21 protein-coding genes are annotated in these 22,012 nt (G+C 64.8%); 17 read left to right on the forward strand and 4 right to left on the reverse strand.

Going from position 1 to position 22,012, the window contains the following annotated elements:
* The first annotated feature begins 157 nt into the window (after window positions 1-157).
* The 8 genes from AC1RWI_RS15885 to cysM all read left to right on the forward strand — a co-directional run bounded on the left by AC1RWI_RS15885 (window position 158) and on the right by cysM (window position 8,341).
* Complete coding sequence (locus tag AC1RWI_RS15885) at window positions 158-487, forward strand: lipopolysaccharide assembly protein LapA domain-containing protein (protein WP_043344486.1); 330 nt, start codon at window positions 158-160, stop codon at window positions 485-487.
* A gap of 3 nt (window positions 488-490) precedes the next feature.
* Window positions 491-1,729 carry a lipopolysaccharide assembly protein LapB gene (lapB, locus tag AC1RWI_RS15890; RefSeq protein WP_043344489.1) on the forward strand — a complete coding sequence of 413 codons (1,239 nt, stop codon included), beginning with the start codon at window positions 491-493 and terminating at the stop codon, window positions 1,727-1,729.
* Window positions 1,730-1,789: 60 nt separating this feature from the next.
* Window positions 1,790-3,163, forward strand: a complete 1,374-nt coding sequence (locus tag AC1RWI_RS15895; protein WP_043344491.1) for a UDP-glucose dehydrogenase family protein — start codon at window positions 1,790-1,792, stop codon at window positions 3,161-3,163.
* Between the two features lie 70 nt (window positions 3,164-3,233).
* The gene (gene rfaE1 / locus AC1RWI_RS15900) at window positions 3,234-4,181 is read left to right on the forward strand and encodes a D-glycero-beta-D-manno-heptose-7-phosphate kinase (protein WP_052494446.1); all 948 of its coding nucleotides are present in this window, start codon (window positions 3,234-3,236) and stop codon (window positions 4,179-4,181) included.
* A 40-nt stretch (window positions 4,182-4,221) separates the two neighbouring features.
* The gene (gene rfaD / locus AC1RWI_RS15905) at window positions 4,222-5,217 is read left to right on the forward strand and encodes an ADP-glyceromanno-heptose 6-epimerase (RefSeq protein ID WP_492867380.1); all 996 of its coding nucleotides are present in this window, start codon (window positions 4,222-4,224) and stop codon (window positions 5,215-5,217) included.
* A gap of 185 nt (window positions 5,218-5,402) precedes the next feature.
* Window positions 5,403-5,780 (forward strand): ComEA family DNA-binding protein, encoded by a 378-nt coding sequence (locus AC1RWI_RS15910; protein WP_052494447.1) that lies wholly within the window; start codon window positions 5,403-5,405, stop codon window positions 5,778-5,780.
* A gap of 284 nt (window positions 5,781-6,064) precedes the next feature.
* Window positions 6,065-7,369 carry a solute carrier family 23 protein gene (locus AC1RWI_RS15915; protein ID WP_492867382.1) on the forward strand — a complete coding sequence of 435 codons (1,305 nt, stop codon included), beginning with the start codon at window positions 6,065-6,067 and terminating at the stop codon, window positions 7,367-7,369.
* 69 nt (window positions 7,370-7,438) lie between these two features.
* A complete protein-coding gene (cysM, locus tag AC1RWI_RS15920; protein ID WP_492867384.1) occupies window positions 7,439-8,341 on the forward strand; it encodes a cysteine synthase CysM in 903 nt (300 codons plus the stop codon).
* 84 nt (window positions 8,342-8,425) lie between these two features.
* Here cysM and mltB read toward each other — a convergent pair whose 3' ends face one another.
* Complete coding sequence (gene mltB / locus AC1RWI_RS15925) at window positions 8,426-9,532, reverse strand: lytic murein transglycosylase B (protein WP_492867386.1); 1,107 nt, start codon at window positions 9,530-9,532, stop codon at window positions 8,426-8,428.
* 118 nt (window positions 9,533-9,650) lie between these two features.
* On the opposite strand from mltB, the gene AC1RWI_RS15930 reads away from it, so the two are divergent.
* From AC1RWI_RS15930 to AC1RWI_RS15965, 8 genes are all read left to right on the forward strand, one after another.
* Window positions 9,651-10,574: a histone deacetylase family protein gene (locus AC1RWI_RS15930; RefSeq protein ID WP_492867388.1), complete on the forward strand. Its 924-nt coding sequence runs from the start codon at window positions 9,651-9,653 to the stop codon at window positions 10,572-10,574.
* Window positions 10,575-10,585: 11 nt separating this feature from the next.
* Window positions 10,586-11,389 carry an enoyl-CoA hydratase gene (locus AC1RWI_RS15935; RefSeq protein ID WP_492867390.1) on the forward strand — a complete coding sequence of 268 codons (804 nt, stop codon included), beginning with the start codon at window positions 10,586-10,588 and terminating at the stop codon, window positions 11,387-11,389.
* Window positions 11,390-11,559: 170 nt separating this feature from the next.
* Window positions 11,560-12,594 carry a methionine ABC transporter ATP-binding protein gene (locus AC1RWI_RS15940; protein WP_043344503.1) on the forward strand — a complete coding sequence of 345 codons (1,035 nt, stop codon included), beginning with the start codon at window positions 11,560-11,562 and terminating at the stop codon, window positions 12,592-12,594.
* Window positions 12,584-13,237 (forward strand): methionine ABC transporter permease, encoded by a 654-nt coding sequence (locus AC1RWI_RS15945; protein ID WP_043344505.1) that lies wholly within the window; start codon window positions 12,584-12,586, stop codon window positions 13,235-13,237. The genes AC1RWI_RS15940 and AC1RWI_RS15945 overlap by 11 nt, the downstream gene beginning before the upstream one ends.
* 67 nt (window positions 13,238-13,304) lie before the next feature.
* A complete protein-coding gene (locus tag AC1RWI_RS15950) occupies window positions 13,305-14,102 on the forward strand; it encodes a MetQ/NlpA family ABC transporter substrate-binding protein (protein WP_043344507.1) in 798 nt (265 codons plus the stop codon).
* Between the two features lie 204 nt (window positions 14,103-14,306).
* Window positions 14,307-15,056 (forward strand): electron transfer flavoprotein subunit beta/FixA family protein, encoded by a 750-nt coding sequence (locus AC1RWI_RS15955; RefSeq protein ID WP_006158397.1) that lies wholly within the window; start codon window positions 14,307-14,309, stop codon window positions 15,054-15,056.
* A 19-nt stretch (window positions 15,057-15,075) separates the two neighbouring features.
* Entirely contained in the window at window positions 15,076-16,011 is a 936-nt protein-coding gene (locus tag AC1RWI_RS15960; RefSeq protein ID WP_043344508.1) for an electron transfer flavoprotein subunit alpha/FixB family protein, read from the forward strand.
* Window positions 16,012-16,116: 105 nt separating this feature from the next.
* Window positions 16,117-17,901 (forward strand): acyl-CoA dehydrogenase, encoded by a 1,785-nt coding sequence (locus AC1RWI_RS15965; RefSeq protein ID WP_043344510.1) that lies wholly within the window; start codon window positions 16,117-16,119, stop codon window positions 17,899-17,901.
* Window positions 17,902-17,975: 74 nt separating this feature from the next.
* On the opposite strand, the gene AC1RWI_RS15970 is transcribed toward AC1RWI_RS15965, so the two are convergent.
* Window positions 17,976-19,280: a D-amino acid dehydrogenase gene (locus tag AC1RWI_RS15970; RefSeq protein WP_043344512.1), complete on the reverse strand. Its 1,305-nt coding sequence runs from the start codon at window positions 19,278-19,280 to the stop codon at window positions 17,976-17,978.
* Between the two features lie 109 nt (window positions 19,281-19,389).
* Between AC1RWI_RS15970 and AC1RWI_RS15975 the strand changes: the two genes are divergently transcribed.
* On the forward strand, window positions 19,390-19,893 hold the full coding sequence (locus AC1RWI_RS15975; RefSeq protein ID WP_006158394.1) for an Lrp/AsnC ligand binding domain-containing protein: 504 nt from the start codon (window positions 19,390-19,392) through the stop codon (window positions 19,891-19,893).
* 25 nt (window positions 19,894-19,918) lie between these two features.
* Here AC1RWI_RS15975 and AC1RWI_RS15980 read toward each other — a convergent pair whose 3' ends face one another.
* Both AC1RWI_RS15980 and AC1RWI_RS15985 read right to left on the reverse strand, forming a co-directional pair.
* A complete protein-coding gene (locus AC1RWI_RS15980; protein WP_043344514.1) occupies window positions 19,919-21,001 on the reverse strand; it encodes a PA0069 family radical SAM protein in 1,083 nt (360 codons plus the stop codon).
* 71 nt (window positions 21,002-21,072) lie between these two features.
* Complete coding sequence (locus tag AC1RWI_RS15985) at window positions 21,073-21,999, reverse strand: LysR family transcriptional regulator (protein WP_043344516.1); 927 nt, start codon at window positions 21,997-21,999, stop codon at window positions 21,073-21,075.
* Window positions 22,000-22,012: the final 13 nt, after the last annotated feature.

A 22,012-nucleotide genomic window follows, 5' to 3' on the forward strand; every position in this document is an offset into this window, starting at 1 on the left:
GAGGCTTGAGCCGTATGCGGGGAAACTCGCACGTACGGTTCTTAGGGGGGGACAGATCAGCAATGATCTCGTCCCTACCCTACCACCGAGGGGGCGCCGCCCGCCGACGTCCGCATCACCGGAGTCCGATTCATCCCATCTGCCGCATGAAGCCCGCATGAAACTTGTCGCCTGGATCATCCGCATTGTCCTGTTCGCGCTGCTGTTCGTGCTGGCGCTGCGCAATACCACCGACGTCTCGCTGCAGCTCTTTTTTGATGCCGTCTGGCGCGCGCCGCTGATCCTGATCTTGCTGGCCGCATTCGGGCTGGGCATCCTCGCCGCGCTCGCCGCGCTGGCGCCCGTGCTGATGCGACAGCGCATGGAGGCGGGCCGGCTGCGGCGTGCGCTGGGCGAGGCGCACAGCCAGTCGGCGGAAAGTGCGCGCGACCCGCAGGCCGCGGCAGGTTCCGGCATTCCTTACAACGTAGTTGGCCCGAAAGTCTGACCCATGATTTTTGAAACCTGGTGGCTGCTGGCGCTGCCGCTCATTTTCGGCCTTGGCTGGATGGCTGCCCGCTTCGATGCGCGGCAACTGATGAGCGAGCAGGGCGCGCTGCCGCGCTCCTATTTCAAGGGGCTGAACTTCCTGCTCAACGAGCAGCCCGATCAAGCCATCGACGCGTTCATCGAGGTGGTGCGCCTGGACCCCGAGACCACAGAGCTGCACTTTGCGCTTGGCGCTTTGTTCCGCCGGCGTGGTGAAACCGAACGTGCCATCCGCGTGCACCAGAACCTGGCTAGCCGTCAGGATCTTCCCGATGCCGAACGTGAGCACGCGCTCTATGAGCTGGGCCAGGATTTCCTGCGCGCCGGCCTGCTTGACCGCGCGGAGGAATCGCTGCGCCGGCTGATGTCGGGGCCGTACGCGGCCCCGGCCAAGCATGTGCTTCTGGAGCTTTACGAAGTCGAGAAAGAGTGGAAGAAAGCCATCGACGCGGCACGTGAGCTGCAGCCGCTGGAGCAGAAGGACTACAGCGTGCAGATCGCTCAGTTCTGCTGCGAACTGGCGCAGGACGCGCTGCAGCGCAAGCAGCCTGATGACGCCATCGGCTGGCTGCAGCAGGCCGCCAGGGAAAACCCCGCCAATGTGCGTGCGCCGATGCTGCTGGGCGATGTGGCCATGGCCGCGGGCGACGCGCAAGGCGCGCTTGGCCACTGGCTGGGCATCGAGAAGCAGGACGCTACTTATCTGCCGCTGGTGGCGGATCGCGTGGTCAAAGCGTACCGCCAGCTCGGCGACGATGGCCGGGCGCTGGAGTGGTTGCGCGGCCTGCTGAAAACGAACCTGGCTGCCGAGTTGCTCGATAGTGCCTATCGTGCCGAGCTGGAGCAGCACGGCGCGCATGCCGCGGCCGTGCTGATGCGAGAGCAATTGCGCCGGCAGCCGTCGCTGCAGGCCCTGACCAAGTATTTTGAGGCGCAGGCCGCCGAGGTCGCGCAAGCCAGCGTGGCTGTCACGGCCAATGCGGCTGATGTGGCCGATGGCGAGCCGGCGGGCTGCGCGCACGATGTCGAACATGAGCAGGAGGTGTCGGCGATCCGCGACCTGCTGCAGCACCGCACACGTAACCTGGCACGCTATACCTGCCGGGAGTGCGGTTTCCGAGCCCGGTTGTTCTATTGGCAGTGCCCTGGCTGCAACCGCTGGGAAACCTACGCACCGCGCCGTTCCGAGGCGCTCGGCTGATGCCGATGCCGATGTTGTTGCCTTAGCGTCGCACGCCAATCCCTATCTGGAGTACAAGTTATGAAAGTCACCATTATCGGCAGCGGCTACGTCGGTCTAGTGACCGGGGCCTGCCTGGCTGAGCTGGGCAACGATGTGTTTTGCCTGGACGTAGACGAACGCAAGATCGCGATGCTCAATGCTGGCGGCGTGCCGATCTACGAGCCGGGCTTGAAGGAGCTAATCCAGCGTAATCGCGAGGCTGGCCGGCTGACATTTTCCACCGATGTGGCGGCCAGCGTGGAGCATGCCGACGTGCAGTTCATCGCCGTTGGCACGCCGCCTGACGAGGATGGCTCCGCTGACCTGCAATATGTGCTGGCGGCGGCCCGCAATATCGGCAAGTACATGACCGGCTTCAAGGTGGTGGTGGACAAGTCCACCGTGCCGGTCGGCACCGGCGATCGTGTTGCCGAAGCCATTCGTGAAGAGCTGGCCGCGCGTGGCCTCGAGGACCTGCAGTTCTCCGTGGTCTCGAATCCGGAGTTCCTGAAGGAAGGCGCCGCGGTGGAGGACTTCATGCGTCCCGACCGCATCGTGCTGGGCTGCAATGCCGACGTGGCGGGCCGGCACGCCAAGGCGATCATGCGCCAGCTCTACGCGCCCTTCAACCGCAATCACGAGCGTACGTTCTATATGGACGTGCGCTCGGCCGAGTTCACCAAGTACGCCGCCAACTCGATGCTGGCCACGCGCATCTCGTTCATGAACGAGCTGGCGAACCTGGCCGATGAAGTCGGCGCCGATATCGAGCTGGTCCGCATGGGCATCGGTTCCGATCCGCGCATCGGCTATAGTTTCCTGTACGCCGGTGCCGGCTACGGCGGCTCGTGTTTCCCCAAGGATGTGCAGGCGCTGATGCGCACCGCCAGCGCGCATGGCAAGCCCATGCGCGTGCTGGAAGCGGTGGAAGCCGTCAACGACGCGCAAAAGCAGGTGCTGGCCGACAAGGTCGTGCGCCGCTTTGGCGAGGATCTCACTGGCCGTACCTTTGCGATCTGGGGCCTGGCCTTCAAGCCCAATACCGACGACATGCGCGAAGCGCCGTCGCGGGTGCTGGCGCAAGCGCTGGTGTCGCGCGGCGCCTCGCTGCGCGTGCATGATCCGATCTCGATGGCCGAGGCCAAGCATGCGCTGGCCCTCGATCTCGCACACATCGATGGCGGTTTTGCACGCGTGCATTTCTGCGACGCGCAGATGGACACGCTCGACGGCGCCGATGCTCTGGTCATCGTTACAGAGTGGAAGGTGTTCCGCAGCCCGGATTTCAACCAGATCAAGCGCCGCCTGAAGGCACCCGTCATCTTCGATGGACGCAATCTGTACGAGCCCGAAGCCATGCAGGAAACGGGCATCGAATATCATGCGATCGGGCGGCCGACCACGACGCGCTGAAACGCAACCCAACGGGAACGACAAGCCAACACCCCGGCTGACGGACCGGGCCGTGTTGCCAAGGATGTCCATGAGCAAGAACCATATTCCGCAGCAACAGATCAATCAATCGCGCATCCTGGTGGCGGGCGACATGATGCTCGACCGCTATTGGTTCGGCGATGTCGAGCGCATTTCCCCGGAAGCCCCGGTGCCGGTGGTGCAGATCAAGCGCAGCGACGAACGCCTTGGCGGCGCTGCCAACGTGGCGCGCAATGCCGCCGCGCTGGGCGCCCAGGTGGGCATGCTGGGCGTGGTCGGCGATGATGAGCCCGGCCGTACGCTGGAGGCGCTGCTCAGCGCCAGCCACGTGCAGCCTTACCTGCATCGCGACCCCAGTGTCAACACCACCATCAAGCTGCGCGTGGTGGCGCACCAGCAGCAGTTGCTGCGCGTGGACTTCGAGAATGCACCGGGACATGAAGTGCTGGCCGCGGTGCAGGATCGTTTCCTGGCCCTGGTCAAAGAGTACAAGGTTCTGGTGCTCTCCGACTACGGCAAGGGCGGCCTGGCCCATGTGGGCCGCATGGTCGAGGCGGGCCGCGCCGCGGGCTGCCTGGTGCTGGTCGATCCCAAGGGCGACGATTACTCACGCTATCGCGGCGCCACGCTGATCACCCCCAACCGTGCCGAAATGCGGCACGTGGTGGGCGCCTGGAAGACCGAGTCCGATCTCACCATCCGGGCCCAGAACCTGCGGCGCGAGCTGCATCTCGAAGCGCTGCTGCTGACGCGCTCGGAAGAGGGCATGACGCTCTACACCGAAGCCGAGGTGCTGCACGTGTCGGCGCAGGCGCGCGAAGTCTACGACGTGTCCGGCGCCGGCGACACCGTGATCGCCACGCTGGCGACCATGCTGGGCGCGGGCGTGCCGCTCAAGGAGGCCGTGCAGCACGCCAATCGCGCTGGCAGCATCGTGGTGGGCAAGCTGGGCACCGCGGTCGTCACCTATCCTGAATTGTTTGGCACGCCGGTGTAATGGCCGCGCTGCCTCCTGGCTCTTTTGAGCCCACACGACCATGACCATCATCGTAACCGGCGCTGCCGGCTTTATCGGCAGCAACCTCGTCAAGGGCCTGAACGAGCGCGGCGAAGACAATGTCGTCGCCGTCGACAACCTGACGCGCGCCGACAAGTTCCACAACCTCGTCGACTGCGAGATCCGCGACTACCTAGACAAGAGCGAGTTCATCGAGCGCTTCAAGCGCGGTGAGTTCGGCAAGGTACGCGCGGTGTTCCATGAGGGAGCCTGCTCCGACACCATGGAGACCGACGGCCGCTACATGATGGAGAACAACTTTCGCTACACCCAGGCGTTGATGGATGCCTGCCTGGAGCAGGGCACGCAGTTCCTCTACGCCTCTTCGGCAGCCACCTATGGCGCCTCGCAGGTGTTCAAGGAAGAGCGCCAGTACGAGAAGCCGCTGAACGTCTACGGCTACTCGAAGTTCCTGTTCGACCAGGTGGTGCGGCGCAAGCTGCCGTGCGCGTTGTCGCAGATCGTGGGCTTTCGCTACTTCAACGTGTATGGCCCGCGCGAAGCGCACAAGGGCCGCATGGCCTCGGTGGCGTTCCACAATTTCAACCAGTTCTGCGCCGATGGCACGGTGAAGCTGTTTGGCGAATATGGCGGCTATGCGCCGGGTGGCCATACCCGCGACTTCGTCTCGGTTGAGGACGTGGTGAAGGTCAACCTGTTCTTCCTGGAGCATCCGGACAAGTCGGGCATCTTCAACCTCGGCACCGGCCGCGCGCAACCGTTCAACGACATTGCCGCGACCGTGGTCAACACGCTGCGCGAGGCCGATGGCCGGCCCCAGCTGACGCTCGACGAGATGGTGCAGGAGGGATTGGTGGAATACATCAAGTTCCCCGACGCGCTGCGCGGCAAGTACCAGTGCTACACCCAGTCCGATGTCTCGCGCCTGCGTGGCGCCGGGTACAAGGACGCGTTCTACACCGTGGAAGAAGGCGTGTCGCGCTACTGCCGCTGGCTGCTGCAGAACAAGGGCTGAAGTCGCAAAGACATGCGTGTAAAGGCGTCTTTTGTGGGCCTTGCGCGCGCTGTGGAGACACCTCGGTAGCGTTGAGGTGAACTTTTGTTGCGAGGTGCGCCAAGCCGGTTGCGTGCTCCTATCCTGCGTGTTGCTTCGTCCAGCCAGGGCGAAGCGACTTTCATCAATGGATAGGAGAAACTCCCATGTTCAAGCCAACTCTGACGCGCGCGTCCAGGCAGGTCCTGCTGGCTGCCGCCGTCTGGTTCTCGCTATCGGGTGCCGCGTTTGCGGCGGTCGATGTGAATACCGCCGATGAGGCCGCGCTGGTGTCGCTCAAGGGCATCGGGCCGGCCACGGCCAGCACCATTGTCAGCGAACGCAGCCGGGGCGGTCCCTTCAAGGATGCCGCGGATCTCGCCGATCGGGTCAAGGGCCTGGGGCAGAAATCTGTCGTGCGCTTGCAGGAGGCCGGCATGACCATCGGTGCCGGCAGTGCTGCGGCGCCGAAGGCCACGGTGGCGGCGGCTCCTGCCAAGAAGGACGCCAAGACGGAGAAGCCGCCGGCCAAGGCCGTTCGCTAAGCTTGCCGCGGGCGTGCAGCGCGGCGCCCGCATCCAAGCTATCCGACCCTCGAAGCCCCGGCCGAGCCCGGGGCTTTTTGCTGCTCGTGCACCAGCACGAAGATCCGGCGCTGGTATGGCTCGTGCTAGGACACTGGTGCCGTTTGGCTTATCACGAATGCGGCCGCGCGGTATCATGCGGACGCTGTTGTGGCCCGAGCCGCCTGCGTGGCCAACAAAATCCAAGATCGCGCCGGACCTGCCCGCATACGGGGCGGCCAGGCCAATAAAAAGGGAGCTGGACAATGGGAAATAACGAGGACGCGGGATTCCTGCCCAAGTGGCGGCTAAAGACGCACGGCGTGATCGCGCCTGATGAGCGCTTGCCCGCCGGCCAGACCCTGCTGGCAGGTATCCAGCACGTGGTAGCGATGTTCGGCTCGACCGCGATCGCACCGATCCTGATGGGCTTCAATCCCAATATCGCCATCCTGTTTTCCGGCATCGGCACGCTGATTTTTTTCCTGTGCGTGCGCGGCAGGGTGCCGAGCTACCTGGGTTCCAGCTTTGCCTTCATCGCGGTGGTGATCGCCGCGACCGGCTACGCCGGCAGCGGCCCCAACGCTAATATCCCGGTGGCGCTTGGCGGCATCATCGCCGCGGGCGTGTTGTACCTGCTGATCGGGCTGGTGGTGCAGGCGGTGGGGTATCGCTGGGTGGAGCGGCTGATGCCGCCGGTGGTGACGGGTGCCATCGTCGCGGCCATCGGCCTGAACCTCGCGCCGGTGGCGGTCAAGGCCGTGAGCGGCGCGCCGTTGGATACCTGGGTGGGGTTGGCGACCGTGCTGGCCGTGGGCGTGGTGGCGGTGCATGCGCCGGGCATGCTGCGCCGGCTGCCGGTACTGGTGGGCGGACTGTTCGGCTACGTGCTGTACTACGTTTGCACCAACGGGCTGGGCATGGGCAAAGGCATCGACTTCTCCGGCGTCGCCGCCGCGGCCTGGTTCGGGCTGCCGGTATTTTCCACGCCAGTGTTCCAGGCCAGCGCCATGCTGCTGATCGCGCCGGTGGCCATCGTGCTGGTGGCGGAAAACCTCGGGCACATCAAGGCCATCAGCGTGATGACCGGCCGCAATCTCGATCCCTATATCGGCCGTGCCTTCATCGGCGATGGCATTGCCACCATCATTTCCGCCGGCGGCGGCGGCACGGGCGTGACCACTTACGCTGAAAACATGGGCGTGATGGCAGTGACCAAGATCTACTCCACGCTGATCTTCGTGGTGGCGGCGGTGGTGGCGCTGGTGCTGGGCTTTTCGCCCAAGTTCGGTGCGCTGATCCTGACCATCCCGGGCCCCGTGATCGGTGGCCTGACCATTGTGGTGTTCGGCCTGATCGCCGCCACTGCCGGGCGTATCTGGGTGCAGAACAAGGTCGACTTCTCCAGTTCGCGCAACCTGATCACGGTCGGCGCTACGCTGACCGTGGCGGCTGGCGACCTGACGCTGAAGCTGGGCGGCATGACGCTGGGCGGCATTGGTACCGCCACGTTTGGCGCGATCCTGCTGTACCACCTGCTGGGCAGCGGCAAGGCCGAGGCCGAAGCCTGACGCGCCACGTCGGCAACGCAAGCTTTGCGACTGGATTACAATGTCCGCCGACATTGGAATCCGCTCACCATGGCCTACAAGACGATTGAAGACACCATCGGCAATACGCCGCTGGTGCAACTGCAGCGCATCCCCGGCGGCGCCGGCGCCCCGCGCGGCAACGTAATCCTCGGCAAGCTCGAGGGCAACAACCCCGCGGGCTCGGTCAAGGACCGGCCGGCGGTCTCGATGATTGCCCGCGCCGAGTCGCGCGGCCGCATCAAGCCGGGCGATACGCTGATCGAGGCTACCTCGGGCAATACCGGCATCGCGCTGGCCATGGCGGCCGCCATCCGCGGCTACAAGATGGTGCTGATCATGCCGGAAGACCTGAGCATGGAGCGCCGCCAGAGCATGGCTGCCTACGGCGCGGAAATCATCCTGACACCGGTCAAGGGCGGCATGGAATACGCGCGTGACCTCGCGGACTCCATGGAACGCGACGGCCGCGGCGTGATCCTGGACCAGTTCGCCAACCCGGACAATCCGCTGGCGCACTACGAGACCACCGGCCCGGAGATCTGGCGCGACACCGAAGGGCGCATTACTCACTTCGTCTCTGCCATGGGCACCACGGGCACCATTACCGGTGTCTCGCGCTACCTGAAGGAACAGAACGCAGGGATCCAGATCGTGGGTGCGCAGCCGGCCGAAGGCTCGCGTATTCCTGGCATCCGCAAGTGGCCCGAGGCGTACATGCCGAAGATCTACGATCCGAAATTCATTGACCGTACCGAGCCGGTCAGCCAGGGCGATGCCGAGCACATGGCACGTCGCATGGCGCGCGAGGAAGGAATCTTCTGCGGCATCTCGGCTGCGGGCGCGCTGTGCGTCGCGCTGCGTATCGCCGAGGAAGTGGAGAATGCCACCATCGTGTTCGTGGTGTGCGATCGCGGTGATCGCTACCTTTCGACCGGGGTGTTCCCGGCTTGATGCTGGCTTGCACCGCGCATTGAAAAAGCCCCCGCGAGTTCAGTCTTGCGGGGGCTTTTTGCTTATCGCGCAGCGGGTACCGGCTCAGCCCATCGCCGCCTTGACCGCCTCGCCCAGCTGGTACACGGCCAGCGCGTAGAAGAAGCTGCGGTTGTAGCGCGTCAGCACATAGAAGTTGCGCAGGCCGAGCATGTAGTCGGTGGTTTCGCCGGGCGTAGGCAGGTCCACCACCAGCACGCCGGTTTCGCCTTCGCGTGTCGGCTCGATCGGCTCGTCCACGCGCAGGCCGGCCTTGAGCAACTGGTTGAGCGTGCGGGTGGGCCATGGCTCGCCATCCGCTGCGGCGGCGGCGATGCCGCGGCTGCCCTCGTCGGCGGCGATGCGCCAGACCACCGGGCGGCCCGGTTCCCAGCCGTGCAGCTGCAGGAAGCGCGCCACGCTGCCGATCGCGTCGGTGGCGCTGCTGCGCAGGTCGATGCGGCCGTCGCCGTCGTAGTCGATGGCGTATTCGCGCAGGCTTGTGGGCATGAACTGCGGAATGCCCACGGCACCCGCGAAGGAGCCCAGCACCGAGAACACATCGGTGTTGGTGTCGCGGCACCACAGCAGGTAGTCGGTCAGCTGGTTGCGGAACAGCGTGGTGCGCGCTTCGCGGTTGGGTACGTCCGGATAATCGAAGGCCAGCGTGGAAAGCGAGTCGATCACGCGGAAGGTACCCATGTCGCGGCCATAGATGGTCTCGACACCGATGATGCCGACGATCACCGAGGCCGGCACGCCGAACTCGGCTTCCGCGCGGCGCAGTGTTTCGCGATTTTGCTGCCAGAAGCGCACGCCCGCGTTGACGCGGATCGGTTCGATAAAGCGCGAGCGGTAGGTACGCCAGCTTTTGCGTCCCGGCGTGGCGGGCGGCATGATCAAGCGCACCACCGTGGATGAATACACGGCCTGGCCGAACCAGCCTTCCAGCGTCTGGCGGGCAAAGCCGTGGCGCGCCACCATCTCGTCGATGAAGGCGCGGCTCTTGGGATTGTCACGGTAGCGGCCCGGCTCGATTTCTTCTTCGCGCATGCTCACGCGGCGCTTGCCGGCCGCAAGCAGGGCGGGGGAGACGCCGCACAAGCTCAATGCGGCAGCGGAAAGCGCGGCGCCCAGAAGCGGGCGGCGCAGGGAGCGCTGGGAGTCGGTCATGGTGTCCTTTGCAAGTCGCTGCGAGTATAGCGGATGGTGCCCGCGCGGCAGCGCGCTGGGTGGCTGGCGCGGCATGTGCTAACGTAACGAATGGAGACCACGATTAAAGCAATAAGACATGCCCACAGGCTATTACACGCATCCCGAGTTCCTGCTGCATGAGATGGGGCCATTCCATCCGGAGTGCCCTGAGCGCCTGCAGGCCATTGAGGATCACCTGATCTCGCACGGCATGGACGGCCTGCTTGACCGGCGCGAGGCGAGCGCCGCCACCGCCGAGCAGATCGGGCGCGTGCATCTTGCGCAGTACATTGCCTCGCTGGCCGCGGCCAGCCCGGCCAGCGGCTACCACCCGATCGATCCCGATACCCTGATGAACCCGCACACGCTCGCCGCCGCCGCCCATGCGGCAGGCGCCGCGGTGGCTGCCACCGATGCGGTGATGGCGGGCGAGATCGAGAATGCGTTCTGCTGCGTGCGCCCGCCGGGCCACCATGCCGAGCCGGACCGGGCCATGGGTTTCTGCTTTTACAACAATGTGGCGATCGCCGCGCGTCATGCGCTCGCCGCGCACGGGCTGGAGCGCGTGGCCATCGTCGATTTCGACGTGCATCATGGCAATGGCACCGAAGCCGCTTTCCGTGGCGACGCCCAGGTGCTGATGTGCAGCTTCTTCCAGCATCCGTTTTATCCGTACAGCGGCACCGAGCACATTGCCACCAATATGTCGAACATCCCGCTGCCGGCCTATACCAACGGCCTGGCGGTGCGCGAAGTGGTGGAGACGATCTGGCTGCCGCGCCTGAACGAGTTCAAGCCGCAGATGTTGTTTATCTCGGCTGGCTTCGACGCCCATCGGGAGGATGACCTCGGGCAGATGGGGCTGGTCGAGCAGGACTATGCGTGGATCACCGCCCAACTGGTCGACGTCGCCCGCGCTCATGCGAAAGGGCGCATCGTCAGTTGCCTGGAAGGTGGCTATAACCTGAGCGCGCTGAGCCGTAGCGTGTGTGCGCACCTCAAGGTGCTGCTCGAACGATAGGAGGCCCTGGCATGGCTGAAACCGATAACCGCGCCGTGACCCCGCTGGTGAGCGAAAGCCTCGACGCCCCGGGCGTGCTGCGCCTGACGATGAACCGCCCGGAAGCGTTCAACGCGCTGTCAGAGGACTTGCTGGATGCGTTGTCCGTGGCGTTTGCCCGCGCCGGCGCCGATGCCTCGGTCCGCGTGGTGGTGCTGGCCGCCGCCGGCCGCGCGTTCTGCGCGGGACATGACCTGCGCGAGATGCGCGCCAGCCCGTCGCACGACTACTACCGCCGCCTGTTCGACCGCTGCACCCGCATGATGATGGCGATGCAGAAGATGCCGCAGCCGGTGATCGCGCGCGTGCAGGGCATTGCCACGGCGGCTGGCTGCCAGCTGGTGGCGATGTGCGACCTGGCGGTGGCAGCCGATGTGGCTCGCTTTGCGGTATCGGGCGTCAACCTTGGCCTGTTCTGCGCCACGCCGGGCGTGGCGCTGTCGCGCAACCTGTCGCGCAAGCACGCCATGGAGATGCTGCTGACCGGCGACATGATCGACGCGCTGCAAGCCCGCGACCGCGGGCTGGTCAACCGCGTGGTGCCTGCCGATGCCCTCGATGCCGAGGTTGCACGCCTGGCGGCCAGCATCTGCGCCAAGCCGGCCGCCGCCGTGGCCGCCGGCAAGGGCCTGTTCTACCGCCAGCTGGAGATGGGCATCGAAGCGGCCTACCAGCTCGCCGGGCAGACCATGGCCTGCAACATGATGGATCCGGCGGCGCTGGAAGGCGTGCAGGCCTTCCTCGACAAGCGCCCGCCCTCATGGGGCGTCTTGTAAGTATCTTTTTTGTGATTTTTGTTGGGCTATATGCCCTCAACGCATAAAGACATCGGCAAAAAGTCGTTTCTGGTATGAAGCGGATCGCTTAAAATGCGCGCTTCGCCCAAAAAAATAAAATGCGGCAACAGTGCTAGAGACAAACTCGCCTGTTGCCGTTTTCTTTTCACATGATCGAACTGCAAGGTCTTTCGCAGCGCTTCCCCGGCGGGTCGGGTGAGGTGCATGCGCTGCGGGACGTCAACCTGTCGATTGCGGCAGGTGAGGTCTTCGGCATCATCGGCCGCAGCGGCGCTGGCAAGAGCACGCTGGTGCGCGCCATCAACCTGCTTAACCGCCCCAGCGCCGGCCGCGTCTTCGTAGCCGGCCAGGAGCTGACCGCGCTTGACAGCGGCGCGTTGCGCCGGGCACGCCGCGACATCGGCATGATCTTCCAGCATTTCAACCTGCTGTCGTCGCGCACCGTTTATGACAATGTGGCGCTGCCGCTGGAGCTGGCCGGCAAATCCCGCAGCGAGATTTCCGATACGGTGCTGCCGCTGCTGGAGCTGGTTGGCCTGACGGCGCTCAAGGATCGCTATCCCGCCCAGATCAGCGGCGGGCAGAAGCAGCGCGTGGGGATTGCACGGGCGCTGGCCAGCAAGCCCAAGGTGCTGCTGTCGGATGAGGCCACTTCCGCCCTCGATCCGGAGACCACGCGCTCCATCCTGGAACTGCTCAAGCAGATCAATCGCGAGCTGGGCCTGACCATCGTCATGATCACGCACCAGATGGAAGTGATCAAGCAGGTCTGCGACCGCGTGGCCGTGCTTGAAGCTGGCCAGGTGGTGGAAACCGGCCGGGTGATCGACGTCTTCCTGCGTCCGCAGCATGCGGTCACGCGCGCCATGATCGGCGACGTGATTGCGCAGGAACTGCCGCAAAGCGTGCTCAAGCGCGTGGAGAGCCGCCTCGGCAACGGGCGCGACCACGTCTATCGCCTGGCCTTCACCGGCGCGGGCGTGGACCAGCCGGTGCTGGCCCAGGCGATTCGCCGCTACGGGCTGGACTTCAACATCCTGCACGGGCATATCGACGAAATCCAGGGCCAGGCCTTCGGCTCGCTGGCCATCATGGCCACCGGCGACCTGGCCGACGTGAAGGCGGCAATGGAGTATCTGCAACAAGAAGGCGTGGTGGTGGAGGAGATCGAGCATGTGGTCTGAAATGTTTGACCTGTTCCTGACCTCGTTCAACGAGACGCTGCTGATGGTGAGCATCTCGGGCGTGGTCGGCGCGCTGTTTGGCGTGCCGCTGGGCGTGCTGCTGCACCTGACCAACCGCGGCGGCGTGCTGTCGCACCCGCTGTTCAACCGCACCATCGGCGTGGTGGTCAACGCCGTGCGCTCGATCCCCTTCATCATCTTGCTGGTGGTGGTGATTCCGTTCACGCGCTTTATCGTGGGCTCGTCGATCGGCACGACCGCGGCCGTGGTGCCGCTGACCATCGCCGCGATTCCGTTTATCGCACGCCTGGTGGAAAGCGCGCTGCGCGAAGTCGACAAAGGCCTGGTCGAGGCCGCCCAGTCGATGGGCGCGAGCACCGGCCAGATCGTGATGAAGGTGCTGCTGCCCGAGGCCATGCCTGGCATCGTGGCCGGCCTGACCATCACCTTTGTCAGCCTGGTGGGCTACTCGGCCATGGCCGGCGCCATCGGCGGCGGCGGGCTGGGCGACCTCGGCATCCGCTACGGCTACCAGCGCTACATCACCGAGGTGATGGTGGCGGTGGTGCTGATCCTGATCGTCTTCGTGCAAGCGGTGCAAAGCTTCGGCGACTGGCTGGTGCGGCGCATCAGCCATAAGTAACAAGTCAGCCCGGCGATCCGCCTGGCTATCTGCAAAGACATAGAGCCATCGAGAAAAGGAAATCAACATGCAACGTCGTAACTTGCTGCAATGGATTGTCGGCGCCGCCCTGGGCGCTACCCTGGCCACTGGCGCCATGGCGCAGGAAAAGCCGATCAAGATCGGCGTCACCGGCGGCCCGCACGCTCAGATCATGGAGCAGGTGAAGAAGGTCGCGGCCAAGGACGGCCTGAATATCCAGCTGGTGGAGTTCAGTGACTACGTCCAGCCGAACGCCGCGCTGGCCGCTGGCGACCTGGACGCCAACAGCTACCAGCACCTGCCGTACCTGGAAGCGCAGATCAAGGACCGTGGCTACAAGTTCACCCACATCGCCTTCACCGTGACCTTCCCGATGGGCGTGTACTCCAAGAAGATCAAGTCGCTCGACCAGCTCAAGGACGGCGCGCGCGTTGGCGTGCCGAACGACCCCACCAATGGCGGCCGTGGCTTGCTGTTGCTGCAAAGCAAGGGCCTGATCAAGCTGCGCCCGGATGCTGGCTTGAAGGCCACGCCGCTGGACATCGTTTCCAACCCGAAGAAGATCCGAATCGTCGAACTGGACGCCGCGCAGCTGCCGCGTTCGCTGGATGACCTCGACGCCGCCGCCATCAATGGCAACTACGCTGAATCGGCTGGCCTGTCGCCCACCAAGGACGCCATTGCCATGGAAGGCCCCAAGGGTCCCTATGCCAACCTGATCGCCATCCGCGAAGCCGACAAGAACAAGCCCTGGGTAGCCAAGCTGGTCAAGGCCTATCATTCGCCGGAGATCAAGCAGTACGTCCAGAGCACCTTCAAGGATTCGGTGATTACCGCCTGGTAAGTTTGAAAAAACCCTCAAAAACCGTGTGCTGCAGGGCATCCTGCGCCACAATGCGGCGAGGTTTTCACATTGCCGGGCTATGCCCGGCAATTCTTTATCGATAAAATAGTACGACCGTTCGAAAAATAAGAGTGCCACCCACCCGGTGGTTATAATGGCGGGCGAACCAAATTTCTGACTATCGACTATCAGTGGAGTGAGCGCATGAAAGTACTCGTCGCAGTCAAGCGCGTGGTGGATTACAACGTCAAGGTCCGGGTGAAGTCGGACGGCACGGGCGTGGATCTGGCTAACGTCAAGATGAGCATGAACCCGTTTGACGAAATCGCCGTGGAAGAAGCGGTGCGCCTGCGGGAAGCCGGGGTGGTCACCGAGGTGATCGCCGTGTCCTGCGGCGTGACCCAGTGCCAGGAAACCCTGCGTACGGCGATGGCCATCGGTGCCGACCGCGGCATCCTGGTGGAATCGAACGAAGACCTGCAGCCGCTGGCCGTGGCCAAGCTGCTCAAGGCCCTGGTCGACAAGGAACAGCCGCAACTGGTGATCCTGGGCAAGCAGGCCATCGACGACGACTCCAACCAGACCGGCCAGATGCTGGCTGCGCTGGCGGGCCTGCCGCAAGCCACCTTCGCCTCGAAGGTGGTGGTGGCCGACGGCCGCGCATCGGTGACGCGTGAAGTGGATGGCGGTCTGGAGACCTTGTCGCTCAAGCTGCCGGCGGTGGTGACCACTGACCTGCGCCTGAACGAGCCGCGTTATGTCACGCTGCCGAACATCATGAAGGCCAAGAAGAAGCCGCTCGACATCGTCAAGCCGGAAGATCTCGGCGTGGACGTGGCGCCGCGCCTGAAGACCGTCAAGGTCGTTGAGCCGCCCAAGCGTAGCGCGGGTGTGATGGTGCCGGACGTTGCGACGCTGGTGCAAAAGCTGAAGAACGAAGCCAAGGTCATCTGAGCGCGCCAGGAGATAAAACATGACTGCACTCGTCATTGCTGAACACGACAACCAATCCATCAAGGCCGCCACGCTGAACACCGTGACGGCAGCCGCCCAGTGCGGCGGTGATGTCCACGTGCTGGTGGCAGGCGCCAATGCCGCCGCCGCCGCTGCTGCCGCGGCGAAGATCGCCGGCGTGTCCAAGGTGCTGCTGGCCGACGCGCCGCAGTTCGCCGACGGCCTGGCTGAAAACGTGGCCGAGCAAGTGCTGGCCATCGCCAGCGACTACAGCCACATCCTGGCGCCCGCCTCGGCCTACGGCAAGAACATCCTGCCGCGCGTCGCGGCCAAGCTGGACGTAGCCCAGCTGTCGGACATCACCAAGGTCGACAGCCCGGACACGTTCGAGCGCCCGATCTACGCCGGCAACGCGATCTCGATCGTTCAATCGTCGGACAAGGTCAAGGTCATCACCGTGCGCGGTACCGGCTTTGACGCTGCCGCAGCCGACGGTGGCTCGGCCGCCGTGGAAAACCTGCCCGCCGTGGCCGACGCCGGCATCTCGCAATTCGTTTCGCGCGAAGTCACCAAGAGCGACCGCCCCGAGCTGACCGCCGCCAAGATCATCGTGTCCGGTGGCCGTGGCGTGGGTTCCGGCGAGAACTACACCAAGGTGCTGACGCCGCTGGCCGATAAGCTGAACGCCGCGATGGGTGCGTCCCGCGCTGCTGTCGATGCCGGCTTCGTGCCCAACGATTACCAGGTCGGCCAGACCGGCAAGATCGTTGCGCCGCAGCTGTACATCGCCGTCGGCATCTCCGGCGCGATCCAGCATCTGGCCGGCATGAAGGACTCCAAGGTGATCGTCGCGATCAACAAGGATGCCGAAGCCCCGATCTTCTCGGTGGCCGACTACGGCCTGGTTGGCGATCTGAACACCGTCGTGCCCGAACTGGTGGCGGCGCTGGGCTGATCCCCACCGCCCGGCACGGCGTTTGACGCGCCGGGCTCGATCAGTAAGTACTAGCCGTTCCGGGCCTGCCCGAGAACGGCTTTTTTATACACACCGGAGACATCGATGACCTACCGTGCCCCGCTCAAGGACATGCTGTTCGTGATGAACGAACTGGCTGATCTTGATGCAGTCAGCAAGCTTCCCGGCTTCGAGGACGCCACGCCGGAGACGGCGCAGGCGGTGCTCGACGAGGCAGCCAAATTCAACGAACAAGTGGTGGCGCCGCTCAACCGTATCGGCGACACCGATCCCAGCAGCTGGAAGGATGGCGTGGTGACCACCACGCCCGGCTTCAAGGACGCGTTCCGCCAGTTTGGTGAAGGTGGCTGGCAGGGTGTGCTGCATCCACAGGAATTTGGCGGCCAGGGTTTGCCCAAGTTGATCGCCACCGCCTGCAACGAGATGCTGAACACGGCGAACCTGTCGTTCGCGCTGTGCCCGCTGCTGACAGACGGCGCCATCGAAGCCCTGCTGACCGCGGGCAGCGATGCGCAGAAGGCTACCTTCCTGCCCAAGCTGATCTCCGGCGAATGGACCGGCACCATGAACCTGACCGAGCCGCAGGCCGGTTCGGACCTGGCGGCCGTGCGCACGCGCGCTGAGCCGCAGGGTGACGGTACCTACAAGGTGTTCGGCACCAAGATCTTCATCACCTACGGTGAGCACGACATGGCGCAGAACATCGTCCATCTCGTTCTCGCGCGCACGCCCACGGCACCCGAGGGCGTCAAGGGCATCTCGCTGTTCATCGTGCCCAAGTTCCTGGTGAATGAGGATGGTTCGCTGGGCGCGCGCAATGATGCGCACTGCGTGTCGATCGAGCACAAGCTGGGCATCAAGGCCAGCCCCACAGCCGTGCTGCAGTTCGGCGACCACGGTGGCGCCATCGGCACGCTGGTCGGCGAGGAAAACCGCGGCCTGGAGTACATGTTCATCATGATGAACTCGGCGCGCTTCTCGGTCGGCATGCAAGGCATCGCCGTGTCGGAGCGGGCCTACCAGCAGGCTGTGAATTTTGCCCGCGAGCGCGTGCAAAGCCGGCCGGTCGACGGTTCCGCACGCGAGGCTGTGGCCATCATTCATCACCCAGACGTCAAACGCATGCTGATGACCATGCGCTCGCTGATCGAAGGCGCGCGCGCGGTAGCGTATGTGGCCGCGGCCGCGTGCGACACGGCGCACCAGCATGCCGACGACGCGGTGCGCAAGCAAAGCCAGGCGTTCTACGAGTTCATGGTGCCCATCGTCAAGGGCTGGAGCACCGAGTTGTCGATCGATGTGACCAGCCTCGGTGTGCAGGTGCACGGCGGCATGGGCTTCATCGAGGAGACCGGCGCGGCCCAGCACTATCGTGATGCCCGCATCCTGCCGATCTACGAAGGCACGACCGCGATCCAGGCGAACGACCTCGTCGGCCGCAAGACGCTGCGCGACGGTGGCGCGGTGGCCCGTGCGATCTGCGCGCAGATCGCCGAGACCGAGGCGGCGCTGGGCAAGCATGGTGGCGCGGCATTCACCGCGGTGCAGGCGCAACTGGCCAAGGGGCGCGCCGCGCTGGAGACCGTCGTGGCGTTCGTCGTGGCCAATGCCAAGTCGGACCCGAATGCCGTGTTTGCCGGCAGCGTGCCTTACCTGAAGCTCTGCGGTATCGTGTTTTCGGGCTGGCAGCTTGGCCGCGCGATGCTTGCGGCGGATGCGAAGCGTGGCGAGGATCCGTCCTTCCACGACGCCAAGATCTCGACGGCGCATTTCTTCGCGGAGCACATCCTGTCGCAGGCATCGGGTTTGCGCGATGCCATCGTGGCGGGCGCGGTGCCGGTCAATGCGTTGAGCGAAGCGCAGTTCTGAGGCCTTCCTGGTCCAGGCAAGAAAAAGGCGACCCGCGGGTCGCCTTTTTTACTTCCTCGAAACCGACGCGCGGATCAGGCCGCTGCGTGGCGCGGGGCGGCGTGCGTTCTCGCTGGCTTGAGATAGCGAGCCACCGAGAGGTCGTCCGCGCGGATCGCCGGCGAGGTGCCGGACACCAGGTCCGACAGCAGCTTGCCCGAGCCGCAGGCCATGGTCCAGCCCAGCGTGCCATGGCCGGTATTGAGCCACAGGCCCTTGACCTGCGTGGGGCCGACGATGGGCGTGCCATCCGGCGTCATCGGGCGCAGGCCGGTCCAGAAGCTGGCGCGGCTGACATCGCCCGCGCCCGGGAACAGGTCCGTGACCACATGCTCCAGGGTGCGGCGCTTGGCCGGGTCGAGCGTGCGGTCGTAACCCACGATCTGTGCCATGCCGCCCACGCGGATGCGATCGTCGAAGCGGGTGATCGCCACCTTGAAGGTTTCGTCGAGCACCGTGGAAACGGGGCTGCGATCGGCATTGGTCATCGGCACCGTGAGCGAGAAGCCCTTGAGTGGATACACAGGCAGGTTCGACAGGCCTGGCAGGAAATTCTTCACGAACGGTGTCGACCAGCTGCCCAATGCCACCACGACCAGGTCGGCCATGACAGGCTCGCCGCCCACCATGGCGCCGGTAATGGCATCACCCTTGGTCAGCAGCCCGTCGATGGAGCGGTTGTATTGGAACTGCACGCCCAGGCCTTCGGCCATGGCGGCGAGTTGCCCGGTGAACAGCTGGCAGTCGCCGGTTTCATCGTTGGGTAGCCGCAGGCCGCCGGTCAGCTTGTGGCTGACGGCGGCCAGGGCCGGTTCGCTGGCGGCGAGTTCCTCGCGCGATAGCAACTGGTAGGGCACGCCGGCTTGCTCCAGCACGGCAATGTCCTTGGCGGCACCGTCGAGCTGCTCGGCGGTGCGGAAGAGTTGCAGCGTGCCTTGCTGGCGGCCTTCGTAGGCGATGCCGGTATCGGCGCGCAGGGCGACGATGCAGTCGCGGCTGTACTCGGCCAGGCGCACCATGCGTTCCTTGTTGACCGCATAGCGCTCAGCGCTGCAGTTCATCAGCATCTGCCACATCCATTGCAGCTGGAACAGCGTGCCGTCCGGTTTGATGGACAGCGGTGCGTGCTCCTGGAACATCCACTTGATGGCTTTGAGCGGCACGCCGGGTGCGGCCCAGGGCGACGCATAGCCCGGGGATATCTGGCCGGCGTTGGCAAAACTGGTCCCCAGCGCGGGTGCGGCCTCCCGGTCGATCACGGTGACCTCATGGCCGGCACGGGCCAGGTACCAGGCGCTGGTAACGCCAATTACGCCACTGCCAAGAACGAGAACGCGCATAGTCGGAGGCTCGCAACCAAGAAATAGAATGAATAGAGTATTTACATCTATACTATTTAAATATGAGCAGTCATAGTTATCGTAATTTTCAGGGAAACAGGAATAACTAATGAGAACAAGTCGTCAGCCCGTACGCAGCCTGGACCGGCTGGATCGGAAGATCCTGGCCTTGCTCCAGGCGGACGGGCGTATGTCGATGAAGGAACTGGCGGAAGCGGTCGGCCTGACCATCACGCCATGCATCGAGCGGGTCAAGCGCATGGAGCGTGACGGCGTCATCATGGGCTACTACGCGCGCCTGAATCCTGCGCTGCTCGGCAGTGGCTTGCTGGTGTTTGTCGAGATCTCGCTGGGCAACAAGTCCGGCAATATGTTCGAGCAGTTCCGCCGCGAGGTGTCGCGTATCCCGGAAGTACTGGAGTGCCATCTGGTCTCGGGCGATTTCGACTACCTGATCAAGGCGCGCATCCGCGAGATCGGCGAGTACCGCCGCCTGCTGGGCGACATCCTGCTGCAGTTGCCGGGCGCCGCGCAGTCCAAGAGCTACGTGGTGATGGAAGAGATCAAGGAAACGCTGGCGATCGCCGTTGACGAGAAGGCGCCGCACGCCTGAAGCCGCGCTGCCCTCCACATCCGGCCTAGAACAGCGACATCTGCGGCGCGGCGCTCGCCCGGGAGAAATGTTCGGTGGTGAGGGGATGACGCTCAGCATTGAGCCCGAAGCGCTGGCAGGCCAGCTTGAAGCGCTTGCGCAGCAGTTCGGCAAAGATGCCGGTGCCGGTCATGCGTGTGCCGAACCGCGAGTCGTAGGCCCGGCCCCCTCGCATTTGCGCGACCAGGCTTTCGACGTGCCGGGCGCGCAGCGGATGGTAGGTGGCCAGCCACTCCGAGAACAGCTGCTCCACCTCGCGCGGCAGGCGCAGCAGGATATACGCCGCGGTTTTCGCGCCGGCCCTGGCGCCGGCGTCAAGGATGGATTCCATTTCCGGATCGGTCAGGCTCGGAATGACTGGCGCCACCATCACCCCCACCGGGATGCCGGCCTCGCTCAGGGAAGCGATGGCGGCTAGGCGGCGCGCCGGCGCACTTGCGCGGGGCTCCAGCGTGCGGGCGATCTCGCTCTTGAGCGATGTAACCGACATATGGACCCGGACCAGGTTCCTGGCCGCCATGCGCTGCAGGATGTCGATGTCGCGTGTGACCACGCCCGACTTGGTCGTGATGGCCACCGGATGGTTGAATCGCTCCAGCACTTCCAGGATGCCGCGCGTGATCTTGAGGTCCCGCTCGATGGGCTGGTAAGGGTCTGTATTGGCCCCCAGCGCGATCACCGTCGGTACGTAGTTGCGGTGAGCCAGTTCGGCCTCGAGCAAGGCGGCGGCGTTGTCTTTTGCGTACAGGCGGGTCTCGAAGTCGAGGCCCGGCGAAAGCCCCAGATAGGCGTGGCTGGGCCGGGCATAGCAATAGATACAGCCATGCTCGCACCCGCGGTACGGGTTGATGGACGCGTCGAACGGCAGGTCTGGCGACTGGTTGCGCGAGACGATGCGTTTTGCCTTCTCCGTGAAGACAATGGTCTGGATTTGGGGTGTCTCTGGCTCATCGAAGGCTTGGGACTCGTCGGCGACCCGTTCGCGGGTCCAGGCGTCGAACCGGCTGACGTCATTCGAACGCGCCGCCCGGCCTTTCAGGGGGCTGGAGGAGGGTGGTCGGGTCGGCACGTTGGCGGTCCTGAGGCTACAGTTGATACTGTATATTTATACAGTGCTTCGCGTAGACAGCCAAGCGGTGTTTACCAAGGGGCGGGAGGCGTGGCCTCGGGGCTATCCCAGTAGGGTGGGGAGCCGAAGCGCGCGGCAAAGAAATCGATAAACGCGTGTGTCTTCGCCGGCACCTGACGGCGGCTGGGGTAGACCGCCCAGATCGACACGGCCGGCAGCACCGGGTAATCGGGGAGCACGCGGACCAGCGCGCCGCTGCGCAGGTAAGCACCAACGTCCCAGGTCGACTTGAGCGCCAGCCCCATGCCGGCCAGGATCGCGTCCCGGATGACTTCGCCGTTGTCCGTGCGCAGGTTGCCGGCGACCGCTACCGCTGTCTTGCCCAGTGCCGTGCCGAACTGCCAGGAGGACTGGTCGCCCAGCACGATGCAATTGTGGTGGCGCAATTCATCAGGATGCCGGGGCGTGCCTTGCGCGGCAAGGTAGCCGGGCGAAGCGCAAACGGCGCGATGGCTCGGGGCCAGGGGGCGTGCCACCAGGGATGAGTCCGGCAACGCACCCATGCGCAATGCGACGTCGACGCCGGCCTCGACCAGGTCGATCACCTGATCGGTCAGGCGCAAGTCCAGCGTCAGGCCTGGGTAGGCGGCGAGGAAGGCTGGGATGGCCGGCGAGACGTGCTGGCGGCCAAAAGAGGCGGGCACCGTGACCCGCAACTGCCCCTGGGGCGCCTGCGCGCCGCGTCCCACCGATTGCGCGGCCTGGCCGGCCGTGTCGAGCAATTGCGCGGCATGTTCGAGGAAGCGCTCGCCTTCGCCGGTCAGGGAGATGCGGCGCGTGGTCCGGTGCAGCAGCCGCGTGCCGAGTTGTTGTTCTAGTTGCGCCAGGCGGCTGCTGGCCGAGGAGGTGGACAGCCCGAGATCGCGCGCCGCGGCCGAGAGATTGCCCAGCGACGCTGCGCGCACGAACACGGCGATGTCCAGCAAGTCGAAGTGCATCGGTGCTGGGCGA

The organism is Cupriavidus sp. MPR-AND1C (assembly GCF_058809705.1).